Source organism: Paenisporosarcina sp. FSL H8-0542 (assembly GCF_038632915.1).
GTDB lineage: Bacteria > Bacillota > Bacilli > Bacillales_A > Planococcaceae > Paenisporosarcina.
This window is the reverse complement of the sequence record NZ_CP152050.1, coordinates 744118-760446: the sequence shown is the minus strand read 5'-3', so window position 1 is coordinate 760446 and position 16329 is coordinate 744118. Positions and strand designations below refer to the sequence as shown.

The 16329-nt window shown below is 37.4% G+C and carries 19 protein-coding genes; 2 read left to right on the top strand and 17 right to left on the bottom strand.

Annotated features, from left to right (window positions below):
- Positions 1–35 precede the first annotated feature (35 nt).
- A complete protein-coding gene (locus MHH33_RS04010; RefSeq protein ID WP_016429276.1) occupies positions 36–608 on the bottom strand; it encodes a VanZ family protein in 573 nt (190 codons plus the stop codon).
- Between the two features lie 304 nt (positions 609–912).
- Between MHH33_RS04010 and MHH33_RS04005 the strand changes: the two genes are divergently transcribed.
- Entirely contained in the window at positions 913–2043 is a 1131-nt protein-coding gene (locus MHH33_RS04005; RefSeq protein WP_016429277.1) for a CAP domain-containing protein, read from the top strand.
- A 186-nt stretch (positions 2044–2229) separates the two neighbouring features.
- On the opposite strand, the gene MHH33_RS04000 is transcribed toward MHH33_RS04005, so the two are convergent.
- Complete coding sequence (locus MHH33_RS04000; RefSeq protein ID WP_016429278.1) at positions 2230–3525, bottom strand: HAMP domain-containing sensor histidine kinase; 1296 nt, start codon at positions 3523–3525, stop codon at positions 2230–2232.
- A 243-nt stretch (positions 3526–3768) separates the two neighbouring features.
- Positions 3769–4962, bottom strand: a complete 1194-nt coding sequence (locus MHH33_RS03995; protein ID WP_016429279.1) for a class I SAM-dependent rRNA methyltransferase — start codon at positions 4960–4962, stop codon at positions 3769–3771.
- Between the two features lie 165 nt (positions 4963–5127).
- Here MHH33_RS03995 and MHH33_RS03990 point away from each other — a divergent pair, with 165 nt between their 5' ends.
- Positions 5128–6051, top strand: a complete 924-nt coding sequence (locus MHH33_RS03990) for an LD-carboxypeptidase (RefSeq protein WP_342543018.1) — start codon at positions 5128–5130, stop codon at positions 6049–6051.
- Between the two features lie 45 nt (positions 6052–6096).
- Here the strand turns inward: MHH33_RS03990 and MHH33_RS03985 are convergent, their stop codons facing one another.
- From MHH33_RS03985 to MHH33_RS03920, 14 genes are all read right to left on the bottom strand, one after another.
- Positions 6097–6537, bottom strand: a complete 441-nt coding sequence (locus MHH33_RS03985) for a HEAT repeat domain-containing protein (RefSeq protein WP_016429281.1) — start codon at positions 6535–6537, stop codon at positions 6097–6099.
- A 219-nt stretch (positions 6538–6756) separates the two neighbouring features.
- Positions 6757–7338 (bottom strand): HAD family acid phosphatase, encoded by a 582-nt coding sequence (locus tag MHH33_RS03980; protein WP_016429282.1) that lies wholly within the window; start codon positions 7336–7338, stop codon positions 6757–6759.
- A 24-nt stretch (positions 7339–7362) separates the two neighbouring features.
- Positions 7363–8457: a bifunctional diaminohydroxyphosphoribosylaminopyrimidine deaminase/5-amino-6-(5-phosphoribosylamino)uracil reductase RibD gene (gene ribD / locus MHH33_RS03975; protein WP_016429283.1), complete on the bottom strand. Its 1095-nt coding sequence runs from the start codon at positions 8455–8457 to the stop codon at positions 7363–7365.
- Complete coding sequence (locus MHH33_RS03970) at positions 8450–9214, bottom strand: GTP cyclohydrolase II (protein WP_342543017.1); 765 nt, start codon at positions 9212–9214, stop codon at positions 8450–8452. The genes ribD and MHH33_RS03970 overlap by 8 nt, the downstream gene beginning before the upstream one ends.
- 264 nt (positions 9215–9478) lie before the next feature.
- Positions 9479–9745, bottom strand: coding sequence for a zinc ribbon domain-containing protein (locus tag MHH33_RS03965; RefSeq protein ID WP_342543016.1), 267 nt, complete (start codon positions 9743–9745; stop codon positions 9479–9481).
- 34 nt (positions 9746–9779) lie between these two features.
- Complete coding sequence (locus MHH33_RS03960; protein WP_016429286.1) at positions 9780–10064, bottom strand: hypothetical protein; 285 nt, start codon at positions 10062–10064, stop codon at positions 9780–9782.
- A gap of 27 nt (positions 10065–10091) precedes the next feature.
- The gene (locus MHH33_RS03955) at positions 10092–10739 is read right to left on the bottom strand and encodes an SAM-dependent methyltransferase (protein ID WP_342543015.1); all 648 of its coding nucleotides are present in this window, start codon (positions 10737–10739) and stop codon (positions 10092–10094) included.
- A gap of 20 nt (positions 10740–10759) precedes the next feature.
- The gene (locus tag MHH33_RS03950; RefSeq protein WP_342543014.1) at positions 10760–12712 is read right to left on the bottom strand and encodes a translation factor GTPase family protein; all 1953 of its coding nucleotides are present in this window, start codon (positions 12710–12712) and stop codon (positions 10760–10762) included.
- A gap of 89 nt (positions 12713–12801) precedes the next feature.
- Entirely contained in the window at positions 12802–12993 is a 192-nt protein-coding gene (locus MHH33_RS03945) for a hypothetical protein (RefSeq protein WP_016429289.1), read from the bottom strand.
- Between the two features lie 65 nt (positions 12994–13058).
- Complete coding sequence (locus MHH33_RS03940) at positions 13059–13448, bottom strand: SRPBCC family protein (protein WP_016429290.1); 390 nt, start codon at positions 13446–13448, stop codon at positions 13059–13061.
- Positions 13449–13703: 255 nt separating this feature from the next.
- Complete coding sequence (locus MHH33_RS03935; RefSeq protein WP_016429291.1) at positions 13704–13919, bottom strand: small, acid-soluble spore protein tlp; 216 nt, start codon at positions 13917–13919, stop codon at positions 13704–13706.
- 199 nt (positions 13920–14118) lie between these two features.
- On the bottom strand, positions 14119–14781 hold the full coding sequence (locus MHH33_RS03930; RefSeq protein ID WP_016429292.1) for an amino acid ABC transporter permease: 663 nt from the start codon (positions 14779–14781) through the stop codon (positions 14119–14121).
- Between the two features lie 12 nt (positions 14782–14793).
- Positions 14794–15432, bottom strand: coding sequence for an amino acid ABC transporter permease (locus MHH33_RS03925; RefSeq protein ID WP_016429293.1), 639 nt, complete (start codon positions 15430–15432; stop codon positions 14794–14796).
- An 88-nt stretch (positions 15433–15520) separates the two neighbouring features.
- Positions 15521–16324 (bottom strand): transporter substrate-binding domain-containing protein, encoded by an 804-nt coding sequence (locus MHH33_RS03920; protein WP_016429294.1) that lies wholly within the window; start codon positions 16322–16324, stop codon positions 15521–15523.
- Positions 16325–16329 lie beyond the last annotated feature (5 nt).

Genomic DNA, 16329 nt, shown 5'->3' with positions numbered 1-16329 from the left:
TAATTTCTAGATTCATAGGTTATTTACCCATGGCTCTAGTTTTTAAACCATTTTTTGAACGATTTAGGGAACCCTCTATACAAGACATAGCCAATTGCCGTCCCCAATGTATTCAGCCACAAATCGTCCACGTCACTGCTGCGCATTTGAGGTAACTGTAATATTTCTATGGCTAATGATAGGAGCAGTCCAGTCCCAATCACTTTCCAAGCGCGATTGAATTTCTGCCATAACAACGGAAGAAAAAAGCCAATCGGAAGAAACATCACAATATTACCAACGAAATTAATGAAAAAAGGTTGCCATAAGTTCAAATATTTAATCGCGTTATATGTTTCAAACAAGACTCGAAAAAGTTCTATATTAATTGCTTGATGATCTCCGTTTATTAATTGCACTTCCCCGCCTTGATTGCTCACTGATGGCAAAATCGTCTGTGACAACAGCCCCGCCAGGAACATGAAAAAAAAGACAATCCCGCATTCTCGTAAGATATTCAATTGTTTATTATTGCGTTTTATTTGAATGAAACGAACCACTAGAATGATCGGTAAAATTAATACCATATAAAAGCCCATATCTTCTATATACTTTAGAATCGACTCCATCACACACCCAATTTCTTCGCTGTAATACTCTTATTCTAAGCCTTTAAGGTTACTATTCAAAATGTATTTTAAGACAGTTAGCTTTTATTATTGATTATTATTGAAATGAGGGAATTACCATCAACATCAGAGATAATAAAAGTGGAAATCCGCTCCGTTAAACGAGCAATCTCGTTTAACAAAGACTATTTTAAAAGAAACCCCCACTTATCACGTATTCATCCAGGTCGCGCTGGATATACTGTCAAATAACAAGTATTTTCCAATACGAGAATACAATTTGATGATAAGGGTGGAACAAAATTTGGGTTACATAAAATTAATCCTCACATTACTTTTTGCAGCTTATTTAACAAGTCCGCTGTGGGAAGAACCAGCCAGCAAATACGTTGATGTATCTTTTTTAAATACAATTGATGCACAAGTAATTAAAGGATACGAGTATTTAAAAGAGCAGCCCATTATTGCTGATTTATCCCAAAAAGTGGCTACCATACCCGCAAAACTGACATTGGAAGCAGGAGAAACGAAGTATGCATCCATTAATCAAGTCGAAAAACCTGCACTATCAACACCTACAGAGGGATTATTTGCCGTTCATAACATACAAATTGGGGACAGCATGGAATCGGTCAATGCCGAGCTAGGCAAGGCGAAACGCATCACTAAAAATGAATATGGCTCAGATTGGCATACCTATCACACAGACTATCAAAACTTTTTAATGGTTTCGTTCGATGAGTCTCAACAAGTGAATGGGCTATTTACCAATAATGACTTGATTTCCACTTCATACGGATTCAAACTGAGCAGTCCAAAATCTATTGTTCATAATGCATTAGGAAAGCCTATCAAATACATTCAAAAAGGCAATGTCCGATACTTGTTGAATAGTGATGGAGAGATGGATACTTACTTAATCGAAAATGTCTATGTGACTGTGTTTTATGACGTCCATGAAAAAAATACTGTCACTGCAATCCAAATTATTTCAAAGCATTTGGAAAACCAAAAAGGTGCTTTATATGGTGACACAAGTGCGGATTTACAAAAGGGATTTGAATTTCAATTATTCGATTTAACAAATGCTGCCCGAGTTCATCACAATGTCTCACCAGTGAAATGGGAATCCAAAATCAGGGTAACAGCTTATAAACACAGTGTAGACATGGCAGAACATAATTATTTCAGTCATACCAATTTATCAGGACAATCTCCTTTTGATCGCATGACGATGGACAACATCAATTATTCCGTAGCTGGAGAAAATTTAGCTTATGGTCAGTCCAGCAGTATTTTTGCACATGAAGGATTGATGAATTCTATGGGGCATCGCAAGAATCTTTTAAAAAGCGACTTTGAATTGCTTGGCGTGGGTGTAGCATTTAATGATGAAAATCAACCCTATTACACCGAGAACTTTTATAAACCATAACTCGGAATTTCCGGTTATGCCTATAATCCAAAATCAAGGTCGTTCCCGTGTAATTGGGAACGGCCTTGATTCTTATTGTGCTGTTAATTAGGCTTGAATTCGGAATAAAATGACTGCGAATTTTGCCCGGCTTGTTTCCTCGTGTAAACCAAAAATTCCATTGATCGGCTTGGAAATTATCATACATTACATACGAAGATCTTGATGCTTGACTTGTCCTGAAGAATTCTGATTACTTTTCTTATACACATGAAATGTAAATGTAAATACAGTTCCTTCCCCAACTTTACTTTTGACTCGTATGGTTCCTTTCATAGCTTTGACAATACTATTTACAACCATCACACCGAGGCCAGTCCCTTTATCTCCTTTCGTTGAATAATAAGGTTCACCTAGACGCTCTATTTGATCTTTCGTCATACCAACTCCTGTATCTTGAATCTTGATCGTCACGTGAGTAGAATCTGCGCGCGAGGAAACCGATAAAATACCACCGTTTGGCATGGACTCAATCGCATTTTTTATGACATTGACAAAACATTGATGAAATTTTTGACGATCACCTTGTATGTAATTTAACGAGCTATAATCACTTTCCACTCTTACTGAATACCAATTAGCAGAAGGCTGCAGCAATTTTAGTATTTGGTTAAGCTCTTCTTCCACTTGAAATACTTCTACGGATTCAATGGTCGGTTTGGAAAATGTTAAATAATCCTGTATTACCTTTTCAGCTGATTGCAATTCTTCTTTTAAAATGTTGAGATATTGCTTTCGTTTATCCAAATCAAGTAAATCATCTTCCAAAAGCTGAACAAAACCCATGGCAGACGTCAAGGGATTACGAATCTCATGAGAAATGGCCGCACCCATCTGTTCAACTGCCTCTAATTTTTCAGCCTTGACCAAACGCTGTCGCAAAAGAACATTTCTTCTAATACCTTCTATAAGATAAGAAATCATGGCAACTCCGAGTGGCGGTACAAAAAGATAAGCAAACCAGAAATCTAAAGAATGTTCTGGCGGGGACAGAATTTCTAAACCTACTAATATGAGCAAACTGACCAGAAAAGTTACCCCTATAGAAAACATTATTCTGAATTTAGATGACCTTTTTAAAAACCAAGGGGAAATATACCATATAAACCAACTGGCTACTCCGTAAAACAATGCGGCTATAAAGAATCCGTTATCGATTCCCAAAAATCCACGAATAACGATAATCAGTAGACCCAATATCGGACTTATCCCCAAATAGAGTCCCCCTATCACAAAAGGGACTATTCGCAGATCTAATACTATATCTTCCGTCAAGCGGTATGAAAATACATAACAGAGCACCAAAGAAACGATAAAATATAACTTAGCTGTTTCTCGGTAATTATTCTTTTCATCTGATTTTTCTGCCCACATCAAAAAGAAAAAAAGTAAAACAATTAATATTGATAAATTAAATAGGAAATTCACTGTTAGTAATTCCACAAAGGTATACCTCGTCTCATGATGTTTATACCTAAATACTATCTGTAGTATAAAGTATATACAATACATTTTTAGACTATTTGACTTAATCTGATTATTCACTTTTTTATTCTTAAAACGTTTTAGTGGCTTTTCTTTCCACTCAATAGTTATTTTCATATTTAAAATTGCCCAGAAAGGACAAGCCTTCCTGGGCAGTTTATTATTTAGTCAAAAATATTCAAGTCAAATTTCCTGAGAGGATTAGCGTTTTTCAATGAACACTACTTTTAAATAATTTCCTTCTTTAAATTCTTCGATTGTTTTAAAGTCTTCAGGGAGAGAGAACTCTTCCCGGATAGTATACTTTTCACCAGATTGTTTAAACGCTTTATCAATAAACCCTTTAAACTTGGTCATGCCAAACGTACTGCAGTTTGAAGAAGCAACAATCATGCCGTTTTTTTCAGTAATGGCAATTGCTTGCATAAGTAAATCTGTATAGTCCTTTCCAGCGCTGAACGTATGCTTTTTAGATCGGGCAAAGCTTGGAGGATCTAATATCACCAAATCAAATTTCAATTCTTTTCGAACCGCATATTTAAAATAATGAAAAACATCTTCCACAATAATGTCCTGGGACTCGAAATCGATACCATTAACACTGAACTGCTCGATCGTTTTGCTTTTACTGCGATTAGCCAGATCGACACTCGTCGTTTTTATTGCACCACCAAGTGCCGCTGCAACTGAAAATGCACCTGTATAAGAAAACGTATTCAAGACATTTTTCCCTTTTGAATAGGAATCACGAATAGTTCTTCTTACGTCACGTTGGTCCAAAAAGATGCCTACCATTGCCCCGTCGTTTAAATACACTGCAAAATTCATGTCATTCTCTTTTACAAGCAATGGTTCAGGAGCCTTTTCTCCCGAAATAAAATCATCATCTTCCATATAAGTACCTTTGACGGCAAAACGTTTTTTTTCATACAAACCTTTCACGTCAACCACATTGGACAACGCTTGAATCACTTCATTTTTAAACTGGTAAATTCCTTCACTGTACCAACTGATGACATAGTATCCATCGAAATAATCGATTGTAAAACCGCCCACACCGTCGCCTTCTCCATTAAATACGCGGAATGCAGTTGTCTTGGCATCCTGGAATAATGAATCCCGATGTTCGATGGCCAGTTTTAATTTTTCTTCAAAAAACGAGGCATCAAATTTTTCATGTTGATTTTGGCTCAAAATCCACCCTCGACCCTTGTTCTGTTTGCCATAATAACCTTTTCCTATGAAACGGTGTTGATCATCCACAAGTTCGATGATTGTCCCTTCATCTTTTACATCTTTCATATTGATGATTGCATCGTCCGTTATGAGCGGGTATCCTTCTTTCATATTTTTTGCAAAAGAAGATTTCACTTTAAGCTTTATATTTTGTTTCATAAAATCACCCAATCATTTGTTTTTCTTTTATTCTACATCTGTTTTAGCCGAAAATCATATGTAAGTCAGTTAAACTCATCGAATTCGCTTTACTATTAGTACTTTCCTTTTTATAACAACCATATAATAGAGGAATATTTGTGTATTGGAAGGAGTTGAATAAAAATGGCTATAAAGCCCCCGCAACTGCAAGCAGGTGACACCATTGGGATTGTGACTTTAGGGAGTCCATTAAGTGCTCAGAGAATTGATGAAGGCATTGCTACTTTAAAGAATATGGGCTTCAACGTCATTGTTGGGGATCATGTATATGATAACGACGGTTTCCTGGCAGGAACTCCTGAAGAACGGGCATCGGATTTAATGAAGATGTTTGAAGATAAAACCGTTACCTGTATTTTACCAACCAGAGGAGGAGTCGGAGTTGCTGGCATCCTTCCTTTCCTGGACTTTAATGTCATCAGGCAAAATCCAAAAATCATTTCAGGATACAGCGATGTAACGATTTTACTGAACGCTCTTTATGAGTATTCAGATTTGATTACTTTTCAAAGTTTACTGTTACTTGATTTCAACACCCGAACCCCTGCTTATAATTTCAATCAATATTTCGCTGCCACTTCAGCTAGACCAGCACCATGGCAAATTGTAAACCCGCCAGGCATGCCGTTCGTGAACAAAGTTTCCGGGGATGTAACAGGTCCGATTGTAGGTGGAAATCTGACGTCATTTGTGGACACATTGGGCACTCCCTTTGAAATTAATACGGAAGGAAAGATTCTCTGTCTTGAAGATACACATGAACCTATCAACACTGTTTACCGCTATTTAAATCACTTGAAACTAGCCGGTAAATTTGAGGATTGCATCGGAATTATGATGGGCGAGTGTACAAATTGCGAACCTGCCTATGGGGTCTCGTACGATCAACTAATAGATGATTTTCTTGTGCCTTTAGGAAAACCTATATTAAGTAATGTAGCCACGGCACATGGCCGTTTTAAGGCTGCCATTCCGCTTGGCGCAAGTGTGAGGATGAATACAATTAATCTTACTTTAACTGTACTCGAACCTGTTGTAAGTCCATAGAGTGAAAAAAACCGATTGCAATTATGTGCAATCGGTTAGTTTTATTTATTTTTTCAATAAGGAAGCCCATTCATTTTCAAGCCACTTATCGAATTCGCCACCCTTTTCACCTTCGTATGCATCATATACATCAAGTCTCATTTTTTTCAGTTTCTCTTTGAACTCGTCATATGAATGATCGGCAGGCAAGCTCTTTTTAATGCGCAACAAAATTTTAGACGTTCCTTTAATGATATCGAATTTTGTTTGTTTAGGCTTCTCTACATCTTCACCGAAATTTTTAAGTTGTCGGTAAGCTGCCTCTTGCACTTTAAATACAGGATCGTTGTTCATACGGTTTGTAAGAACATCTATCACTTTACTGTGTTTGGACTGACCCAATTCCTCAACTGCATCAAAACGCGCTCTCCAACTGGATGTACGGTTCGCTTCTTTTTTCAGTTCTTCGTAATTTTCTGGTAGATCATTTTGTACTTTGTTAGTCATGTAAATCTATCTCCTTTAATAAAAAAACCCAGCTATTCGCAGCTGATGTTTTTTCATTTATTTATTATCGAAAATTTCATATTTGCTTATCAGTATATACAAGCCATAGCGGATAAAAAACATTCAAGCATTCTAAAGAATTTCCTATACTAAGTATTGTACCATTTTCTGAAGACTCACATACGCTGTTTCACAAATAGAGATGAATTATACTTTTATTCACAGTTGATGGTGATCAATTTTTTCGATAACTTTTTGCAATTCAGACCAGTCCACTATTCTTGGAACGGTCAGATGCTGGTTATAGGATTGATTCATAACAAAAGGTTTGAGATGAGCTGATGAAAGTGTATTTAACACATCCGGCTTGTCATCAAAATAATAATCGAGTTGTAAAGATTGAATGATATCAACTTTTTCCTGATCCTTCATGCCGCAAAAGAAGCGATCATCTTGTACGGGAAACCCTTGTTCAATCATCCATTTTTTCGTCCGTTCGCCATGTTCACTCGGTCGAGCAGTTATATAATATATTTCATGACCTTGGTTACTTAGTTCCACTAATGCCTCTACGGCACCTGGATAAGGTGGACAAGCCGTGTAATAAATTTCTTCCAGCGAACGATTCCACATATCAGCACCTTGTTGTGCATCCAGTCCGAATGCTTCATGTATTTCAACTATCTTTATTTCATGAAAAACGTCGATGGGAACATTTTGTTTCAAATTTTTATTGTAGATATGAAAAGCATGTTCTCTCAGCTTAATGAGCGTGTCGTCTATATCAAAGCCAAACTTCATAATGGAATCCCTCAATTTTTTCTTTCATTTTTTATATACTGGATAACCGGTAAATTTAAAATCTTTCCCGATTTTTATCATCTCAGTATCAAATAATTCAACAGCATCGCCCATTTTGTCAATTCCTGTACCTTCCATGAAAGTAGGGGCTTGATGTCCTCCGATTAATTTCGGTGCAATATAAATAATGGCTTTATCAATCAATTTATTTTCTAAAAAAGCAGCGTTGATGGTTCCTCCACCTTCAATCAATATAGATGAAATTCCTTTTTCACCTAAGACTTTCATCACTTCAACAGGGTTTACATGTTTTGAACCAGACGTGGAAAAAACAGATATCCCCAAATTCTCCAAGGCTTTTTTCTTGTCCCTATCATAGTTAACACTGGTAAAAATCCAGGTATCAGCTAATTTATCTGTAACAACCTTACTCTCTAGTGGAACTTTTAAGGTAGAATCCAATATAATGCGAATCGGGTTTCGACCATTTGGAATTCTTGTTGTTAATTCTGGGTTGTCCGCAATAACAGTATTTACGCCCACTAATATCGCCATGTTTTCATTTCGTATTTTATGGACATCGTTTCTTGCTTCTTCAGATGTAATCCATTTGCTATCAGATGAATGTGTAGCAATTTTACCATCTAAAGTAATACCCGCTTTTAAAGTTACGAATGGTTGATTCTCGACGATGAACTTATTGAATACTTCATTCATTTTTCTTGATGCATCTTCTTGAATGCCAACAATGACTTCAATTCCTGCATCTTCAAGAATTTTGACACCTCGTCCGGAGACCATTGGGTTTGGATCGAGCGTTGCAATAACCACTTTCTTCAAGCCGGCTTCTACAATCGCCACCGCACAAGGACCCGTACGCCCGTGATGGGAGCAAGGTTCGAGTGTGACGTAAATGGTTCCACCCCTCGCTTTGTCTCCAGCCATGCGCAGCGCATGAATTTCTGCATGTGGTTCCCCAGTTTTCAAATGAGCTCCGACTCCAACAATTCGGTTGTCATTCACAATGACTGAGCCCACCAGAGGATTCGGATCTGTTTGCCCCTTCATCGCCCTTGCATTATTAATGGCCAAATCCATATAAAATTCATGATTAGTCATTCGGACAAGTCCCTTCATCCTCGATTTCTAAATGTCCCGAGCGTTTAATTTTCGTCTGCAAGTAAGCTTCATTATATTCGGATACATCTCCCCATAAAGGTGTGCGACCTGAAATTGGCATACCGGCATCAATCAATGCCGCGAGTTTTTTCGGATTATTTGTCAACAAAGTAACAGGTTTTGTACGCAATGCTTTGAGTACATGGATGGCATCATCATAATTGCGGGAATCATCCACAAAACCGAGGCTTTCGTTAGCTTCCACTGTGTCGTAGCCATTTTCCTGAAGAATATAGGCCATGGCTTTGCTGAATAACCCAATTCCTCTACCTTCATGATTTGCTAAATAAAACAACGCTCCTGAACCGTGATCGACAATCATTTGCATGGATTGTTTCAATTGAAATCCGCAATCACATCTTTTACTGCCAAAGATATCACCAGTGTGACAGATGGAGTGCATTCTAATAAGTGCTTCTTCATCATTTTCAAAATCACCATACACCAAGACGCTTGACTGTTGATATTCTGCAAGATTGGCAGAAGATAAATTATCTATAATCTGTTGAAAATCTTCGTTTTCATTGTTGCTATTCAACCAGCAGTACCATTGAAAAATGGCTGTTTCTCCATATAAATTAACAGGTAGGCGAATGGGACCTACTAAATAAACCGCACCATCATCTTTTTTTATTAACTTTATTTTATCTTTTAAAACCGAAAGAGCTTCTTTGGAAACCATTTGAATATCGCTCATTTTACTATCCCCTTTTTGTATCGTGTTTTCTCCATTAAGTTACTTTATGTAAGTAATTATATTTTTGTAACTTGAATTTGTCAAGTAAGCAAACTATCTATATCAGAAATAGTTGAGAGAATATTAATGACTATCCAGTAAAGACTCAACTCACATACAAGAAATATCGATTAAAAGGTTCTATTCTTTCACGTTTTAATTCCACAAAAAAAGTTGATCCCTTTCTGAACCAACTTGGTTTAATGGCAACCCTACTCTTTATTGTTAACTAGAATTATTCCAACGGGCTAATTTATGAATATTACGAGTGAACAGTCCAGTTAACATTTTCGGAATTCCGAATTCAATCAACTTTCCTTTCACCTTCTCTCTCATTTTGTCTACGGTCATCTCAGGAGATGTAAACGTGCCATTTTGATAACAATGGCTACAATACATGACACTTTTATTTCCATTCTTTTCTGTACCGCCACCTTCAGCATCCTTTGAAAGTGGCATTCCACAACTTTGACAATTTTTATATGGCTTCATCTAAATATCACCTCATCTACTTGAATTATTAAACCTACATCCATTCTTTATCAGTCACATCAAAATTCTTTTCTGCCCAAGTGATTGCCTCCTCAAGTGATTCAAGATGATGATCGTCCTGAACTGTCCATTCGCTATCACACATGAATAAATAATACCCTCGTTCTTCTTCGTACTTTGCAATGGCTAAAGCAGTTATCGGTACTTCAATCGTAGTGCCATCTTTTTCTTCAAAATACATAGTGCTTAATTTTAGTGTTCCGTCATTTTTCGTTTGTTTGATTACTTTTGCTCCATCCAGTTCATTCACCTTCGTCATAAATTCATCCTCATTTCATTTTTAAGTTTAGTTTGTATTAGGCTCTTCACGTTCTATTTTTAGTTTCATTAAAGGTAGATGAAAAATCATGAATCGTTCATTTTCATTTTGTTCATACAGCTCTGGTACTTTGATTTCTCGCAGAAATTCGAAGGTTGTCCTTGTTTCGAGAAACAAAAGATACGCTGAGGTTGGATAGTAAAGAATTAAGTCAATAGATCTTTTATGCTCATCCACCGAATCGAGAATATGTTCAACAAATTTCATAAAAATTTGTTCGGAAAATGGATTGAAGAAATAGAATACATCATCTCTAGAATCAATTTTGTAGTCCTCAGCAAGACATCGTTCGAAGGTAATTAGTCCCTTCGATTTCTTCCCAGTCTTATCGTAGCTCTGCAAATTTTCTAGTGCATCTTGATAAAGTTTGCCACTCATTTCAATACCTATTGTCGGTACTTGAAAATGATTATGAATGTAAAAAGAAAGCCGACCTTTGCCACATCCAACATCCACTATTCGATTGTCCTTTGTTATTTCATAATGTTTGAACAGTTCATCTAAAGCAATATAGGGTGTTGCTTCATATCGATTATAATGCACGGACTGATTCAGCACTTCGAGCGTTCCTGCCGTTTTAATACGAAGCATTCTATCCATTTCCTTCTCACTCATGAAAAACCCTCTATTCTGCATTATAAACAATGCATTAGTTCTTCTGCCCGCTCCCACGGTACAGTGTAGCCTTTACCTTTCGCGCAGAAAATTGATGATGAACTATATTCAGGGTCTGCATCTTTATTGTAAGCAATTCTCTGAATGACTTCATCTTCATTATGACATTGCTCATATCCACCGAACATCAAATTTAATACACCTTTTCCTTGTGTAAACGAAGCAAGCTCCGCTGCATAGTTCATAAAGGTGGCCACTGGGACTTTTCCGGTCAATATCACTTTATGGCCTTCCGTTTTAGGTGAATCAAAACTTCCATGCGCCATTTGAATATCGGAAAGTACTTTTCCCATCTGATCAACGTCTACTTTTATCCTAAAGTCATAAAAGGGCTCCAGCAGAAGATTTGATGCTTTTTCCACCCCCTGTCTCAATGCCCTGTATGTGGCTTCCCGGAAATCACCGCCAGACGTATGCATATTGTCGGCTCGTCCTGTTAGTAATGTGACCTTAATATCTGTCAATGGTGAACCGGTTAACAATCCGTTATGCGCCTTCTCCAATAAATGATGCTTGACCAAGTTTTGATTGCCCACCGACAAGTGATTCGCATGACAGACATTATCAAATGTGATACCACTGTTTCTCCTAGCAGGTTCCATTTTCAAATGAACTTCGGCATAATGTTTCAATGGCTCAAAATGCCCGTACCCTATGGTAGTAGAGTTAATGGTTTCTTTATAAAGGATTTGCGGTTCTTCAAATTCAACTTCAAAATGAAATCTTTCTGCAACCAGCTGTTTCAAAATTTCCAATTGAATTGCACCCATCACATGGATATGAATTTCCTGGAGACGTTCCTCCCACATCACATTCAACGATGGATCTTCCACATCCAGTAATTGAAAACACTTCAATGCATCTTTTATATGAACAGATGGAACAATAACAACTTTGGATTTCAATGTCGGTACCATTTCATAATCAGCTTTCCCGTATAAAGTTCCTAAGCCATCGCCTGTAACTGCATTTGTCAGTCCTGAAACTGCAAAAAGTTCACCGGCCTTCACATGTTCTACCGTTTTGAATTTATTCCCATTGTAGACCCGTATTTGTGTGATTTTTTCCGTTAATGCTTGCTCTATCGGACTATACGTTATTTCATCTCTAACGCTCAAAGTACCGCTTAATGATTTAATAAAAGTGATTCTTGTCCCTTTTTCATCATGCCTAACTTTATAAACTCTTCCAGAGAATGCTTCATCACTTGTATATTGCGTCTCGGTCAATTGATGAAATTTATCCAGGAATTCGACTATACCAATATCCTGCAGCGCTGACCCACTGGCACACGGAAAAACTTTGTTATCCTTAATCAAGTCTTTCATTGTGTTGATCCATAAATCCTTCTCGTAACCATCTTCCATATAGTGTTCAAGAAGATTTTCATTGCGTTCAGCGATAGATTCTATTAGACTTTCCGTCATTTCACCTTCGTGAAAAGATTGAGTAATATCAATGACGTCCGCTGAAAAGTCTTCCTGTATTTCTTTTACTACGTTTTTCACATCCGCTCCAGTACGATCGGTCTTATTAATAAAGAAAAAGGTAGGAACGTGATGCTTTCTTAGTAGTTGCCAGATGGTTGCTGTATGTCCTTCGATTCCTTCAACAGCACTTAATATAACAATAGCGTAATCCATTACTTGAACGGAACGCTCCATTTCCGGAGAGAAATCAACGTGTCCTGGGTTATCAATTAAATAATACGTTGAATCTTTATATGTAAAAGTTGCTTGATCTGCAAATACTGTAATTCCTCTTTGTCTTTCTATTTCATGGCTATCGAGGAAAGCATCTTTATGATCTACACGTCCTCTTTGCTTAATACTTTTCGTATGGTAAAGAATTTGCTCGGAAAATGTTGTTTTCCCTGCATCAACATGGGCAAACACACCTATTGTTTTATTCATCACGCCACCTCACTTATGTCAATTCTATCTTACAATTTACAAAAGATAAAAGCAGATACCTAAAAGGCACCTGCTTCACATAATGAACTTTACTTTTTCTTTTGTTGTTCTGGAAAGACTTGCTCACTGCCGAATTCAGTTTGTTCATTGCCAACCGTTTTTGCAATCAACTGCTTCACTTGATTGTAAGTAAGTCCTGAATTTGCATTATTTCTTTTGACCTCTTCAATATCTGTTCCGGTTTGAGTATATGCACCCGGCTTATTCTGATTATTCGTCATAAAAATGACACCTCCGTTTCGATTACTTTTATGTTCTCTCAAAACGGAGTTTTTACTCAATAATTTTAAGTAAAGTAATTTTCAAGTGGTTTCCAATAATTTTCATGCCATCCTGTCCCAAGATGTTCCCCTTGAGCTTCCGGGAAAGCCGTGTGTGTGAATACGAGTTGAGTTTCATTGCCAAGTTCCTTGAATTCAAACTTAGCAATAGAATAAACACCTGCTTCCCAATTACCGGCACGCCAAGCTTGGACAATTCTTTCATTAGGCACCAATTCAATATTTCGACCCGTAATCATTCCACCGAATAAAGAAAAAGAATCTCCTTCTTCAGAACCGATTTCAGTTGGTGCACCGCCAGTAACTTTAGCAAATTTCGTTGCATCGGTTAGCGCTTCATAGAGGTGATTTGGGCTAACGTTAAAACGTATTTCTTGATGTATTACAGTAGACATAATGGATTTTCCCACTTTCATGTTTTTGTAAGGATGGACCTAGGATCGACATCAGCATCTTTCCTTCTGCAAAAGATTGCAATCGAATCATATAATGTTTCCACCCTTCTAGGTAGTCTGGATTTTTTCGGTAGGTAGATCATAGTGCGTCAATATTTACTGCGTCCCTTTTTCACTATGTACGCAAACAGACGAATCATTAAAAAAGATGGAGAACGTTTAGTCTCCATCTTTATTTAGCAATGCTACACTCTTTTAAATGTAGCCATTGATACGTGATTTGCCCTCTTCGATTATTTCTTTTCTTAAACCATCAATGGCTTCTTTACGATGTTCGTTTTTTTCCTTGATTGCGGCAAGCTCTTTCCCTTCAGCATACGTCATTGCTTCTTCTGCTGCTTCCATATTGTCAATCGTTTTGTTAAGTCTTTCTTTGTTATCTGCTGAATCATTTGGCAGTGGTCTAGGCATCACAAATCCTCCTTCAATTTGAATATTAGTCAAGAATTAGCGTTCCCACATTCCTGAATACTATCCATTGAATTCGTTTTTAGTAATTCGTATTTAAATGCACTGCTTTTACATCTACCTTCTTTATAAACTGCGTGAGGAAATCACAACAGTTTTAGTTTTCAAAAAAGTCCACCTCAACTTGTTGAGCCGGACTTTTTTAAGCCTGCTTTAATTCCAGTCTTCGTGCAACTAAGGATAAAGCAAAGTTAACGATAAAGTACATCAATGCAATAGTGACGAAAATAGGTATGACACCCGATTCGTTCTGTGCGTATAAGATTTGAGCGTTATGCAATAGTTCTGGCAACGCGATGACGACAGCCAAAGATGTGTCTTTCAGAAGGGAAATAAATTGACTGACAATCGGTGGAACCATTCTTCTCAAAGCTTGGGGCATAATAATATATCGTAATGTCTGTATGTAGTTCAAGCCAGATGAACGTCCAGCTTCTATCTGTCCTTTTTCAATGGAATTCAGCCCACTTCGGATGATTTCCGAAAGCATCGCGGATTCAAAAATCGTCAATGCCACGATGGCAGCTGTCATTATTTCCATATCAATCCCGATTTCGGGCAACGCAAAATAGGTAAAGAAAATGATCAACAGTAAAGGGAGGTTACGGATTGTCTCAACAATCAATGCAACTACATGTGAAACAACAGGAATCTTCGCGTACCTGATTGTCCCCATCAGACCACCAATTATAAAGCTAAGCACAATTGAAATGGCAGCTACCTTAATTGTGACCCAAAATCCTTCGAGTAAAAATTTTATATTGGCCGGTGTTAATACATCAGTGAACGGTGCCAGGAAATCCATCTATGCACCTCCTTAATTACTTCTAGCCAGGCGTTTTTCCAAAAATACTACGCCAAAACTTAAAGGTATAGTTAAAATCAAATAAAACAAACCAACGAAAATATATGTATCAAAAGTGGAGAATGTCTTCGCAGCTATTAAATCCCCTTGATACATCAAATCCCCACCTGCCACGACGGCTAATAGTGATGAGTTCTTAACCAAATTGATAAATTGATTGCCAAGAGGCGGGATAACAATTTTTATTGCCTGTGGTAGGATGACAGTCCTCATTGCTTGTCCGTAAGTCAGTCCTGATGATCTGGCTGCTTCCATTTGGCCCTTTGGCACTGACAAAATCCCTGCACGGATTGCTTCAGCAATAAAAGCCGCTGTGTAAACAGTCAATCCTATAATCCCTGCCGTCATTCCGCCGTAACTACCAGCCAAGTAAGTGAAAAACACAATGACCAGTACAGGTATATTACGGATAAATTCCACATACGCCGTTCCAATCCAGTTTAGCGGTTTAAATGGGGCAATTCGCATAACTGCAATAAGTGTCCCAAGAAGAAAGCTACAAACCAATGCTATTAAACTAGCAATAATGGTGATTTTAAATCCTTCCACAAATAAATCCATATTATCTGTCAGTATCGAGAAATCCAGCAAACGATCTCCTCCTAATTAATCAGGATGAGCAGTCCGTAATTCTACTTACGGAATATGCCCATCCTGACAAGAAACCTAATATAAATTATTATTTCTTAATCCATTTATCCTTGATTTCATCATATTTTCCTGAGTCCTTTAAGCTTTTCAATGCTTTGTTCAACTCATCGACAAGCTCTTGATTGCCTTTTTTAACAGCGATTCCATAAGGCTCTTCCGTGAAAGTTCCACCGACAAGTTCAAATGAAGGATCTTCTTCAGCCATGCCATAAAGGATAGAATCATCTGTAGTCAGGGCATCACCCTTACCAGATTTTAATGCTGTAAAAGCTTCAGCGTAGTTTTCAAATTCAAGAACAGTCGTTTCAGGAGCTTTCTCACGAATATTTATTGCAGATGTAGAGCCTTTAACAGCAAGCACTTTTGTTCCTTTTGCTAAGTCTTCAATGCCCTTAATCTTACTTCCCTTTTCTACAAGCAATGATTGTCCTGCATCAAAATACACATCAGTAAAATCAACTTCTTTTTTACGCTCTTCATTAATTGTCATCGTAGCTACAACCGCATCGATTTTATCATTGTTCAAGAGTCCTACTCGCGTTTTCGAAGTAACTTCTTTGTACTCAGGTTTAACATCCGGGCCGAACATTTCTTCTGCCAGTGCTTTGGAAAGATCGATATCAAAACCTTCAACTTCGCCAGTTGATGGATTTTTCAATCCAAAAAGACGAGTATCGTATTTTACACCAAACACAATTTTTTTGTCCTCTTTGATTTGTGCAAGTACATCTTTGTCTTCGCTTGCATTATCGTCCCCGCTGCAACCCGCAAGAAAAATAGCGGCCATTGTAGATACAAAAGCCATTTTTAATAATTTTTTTGTCTGAAACATTCCAA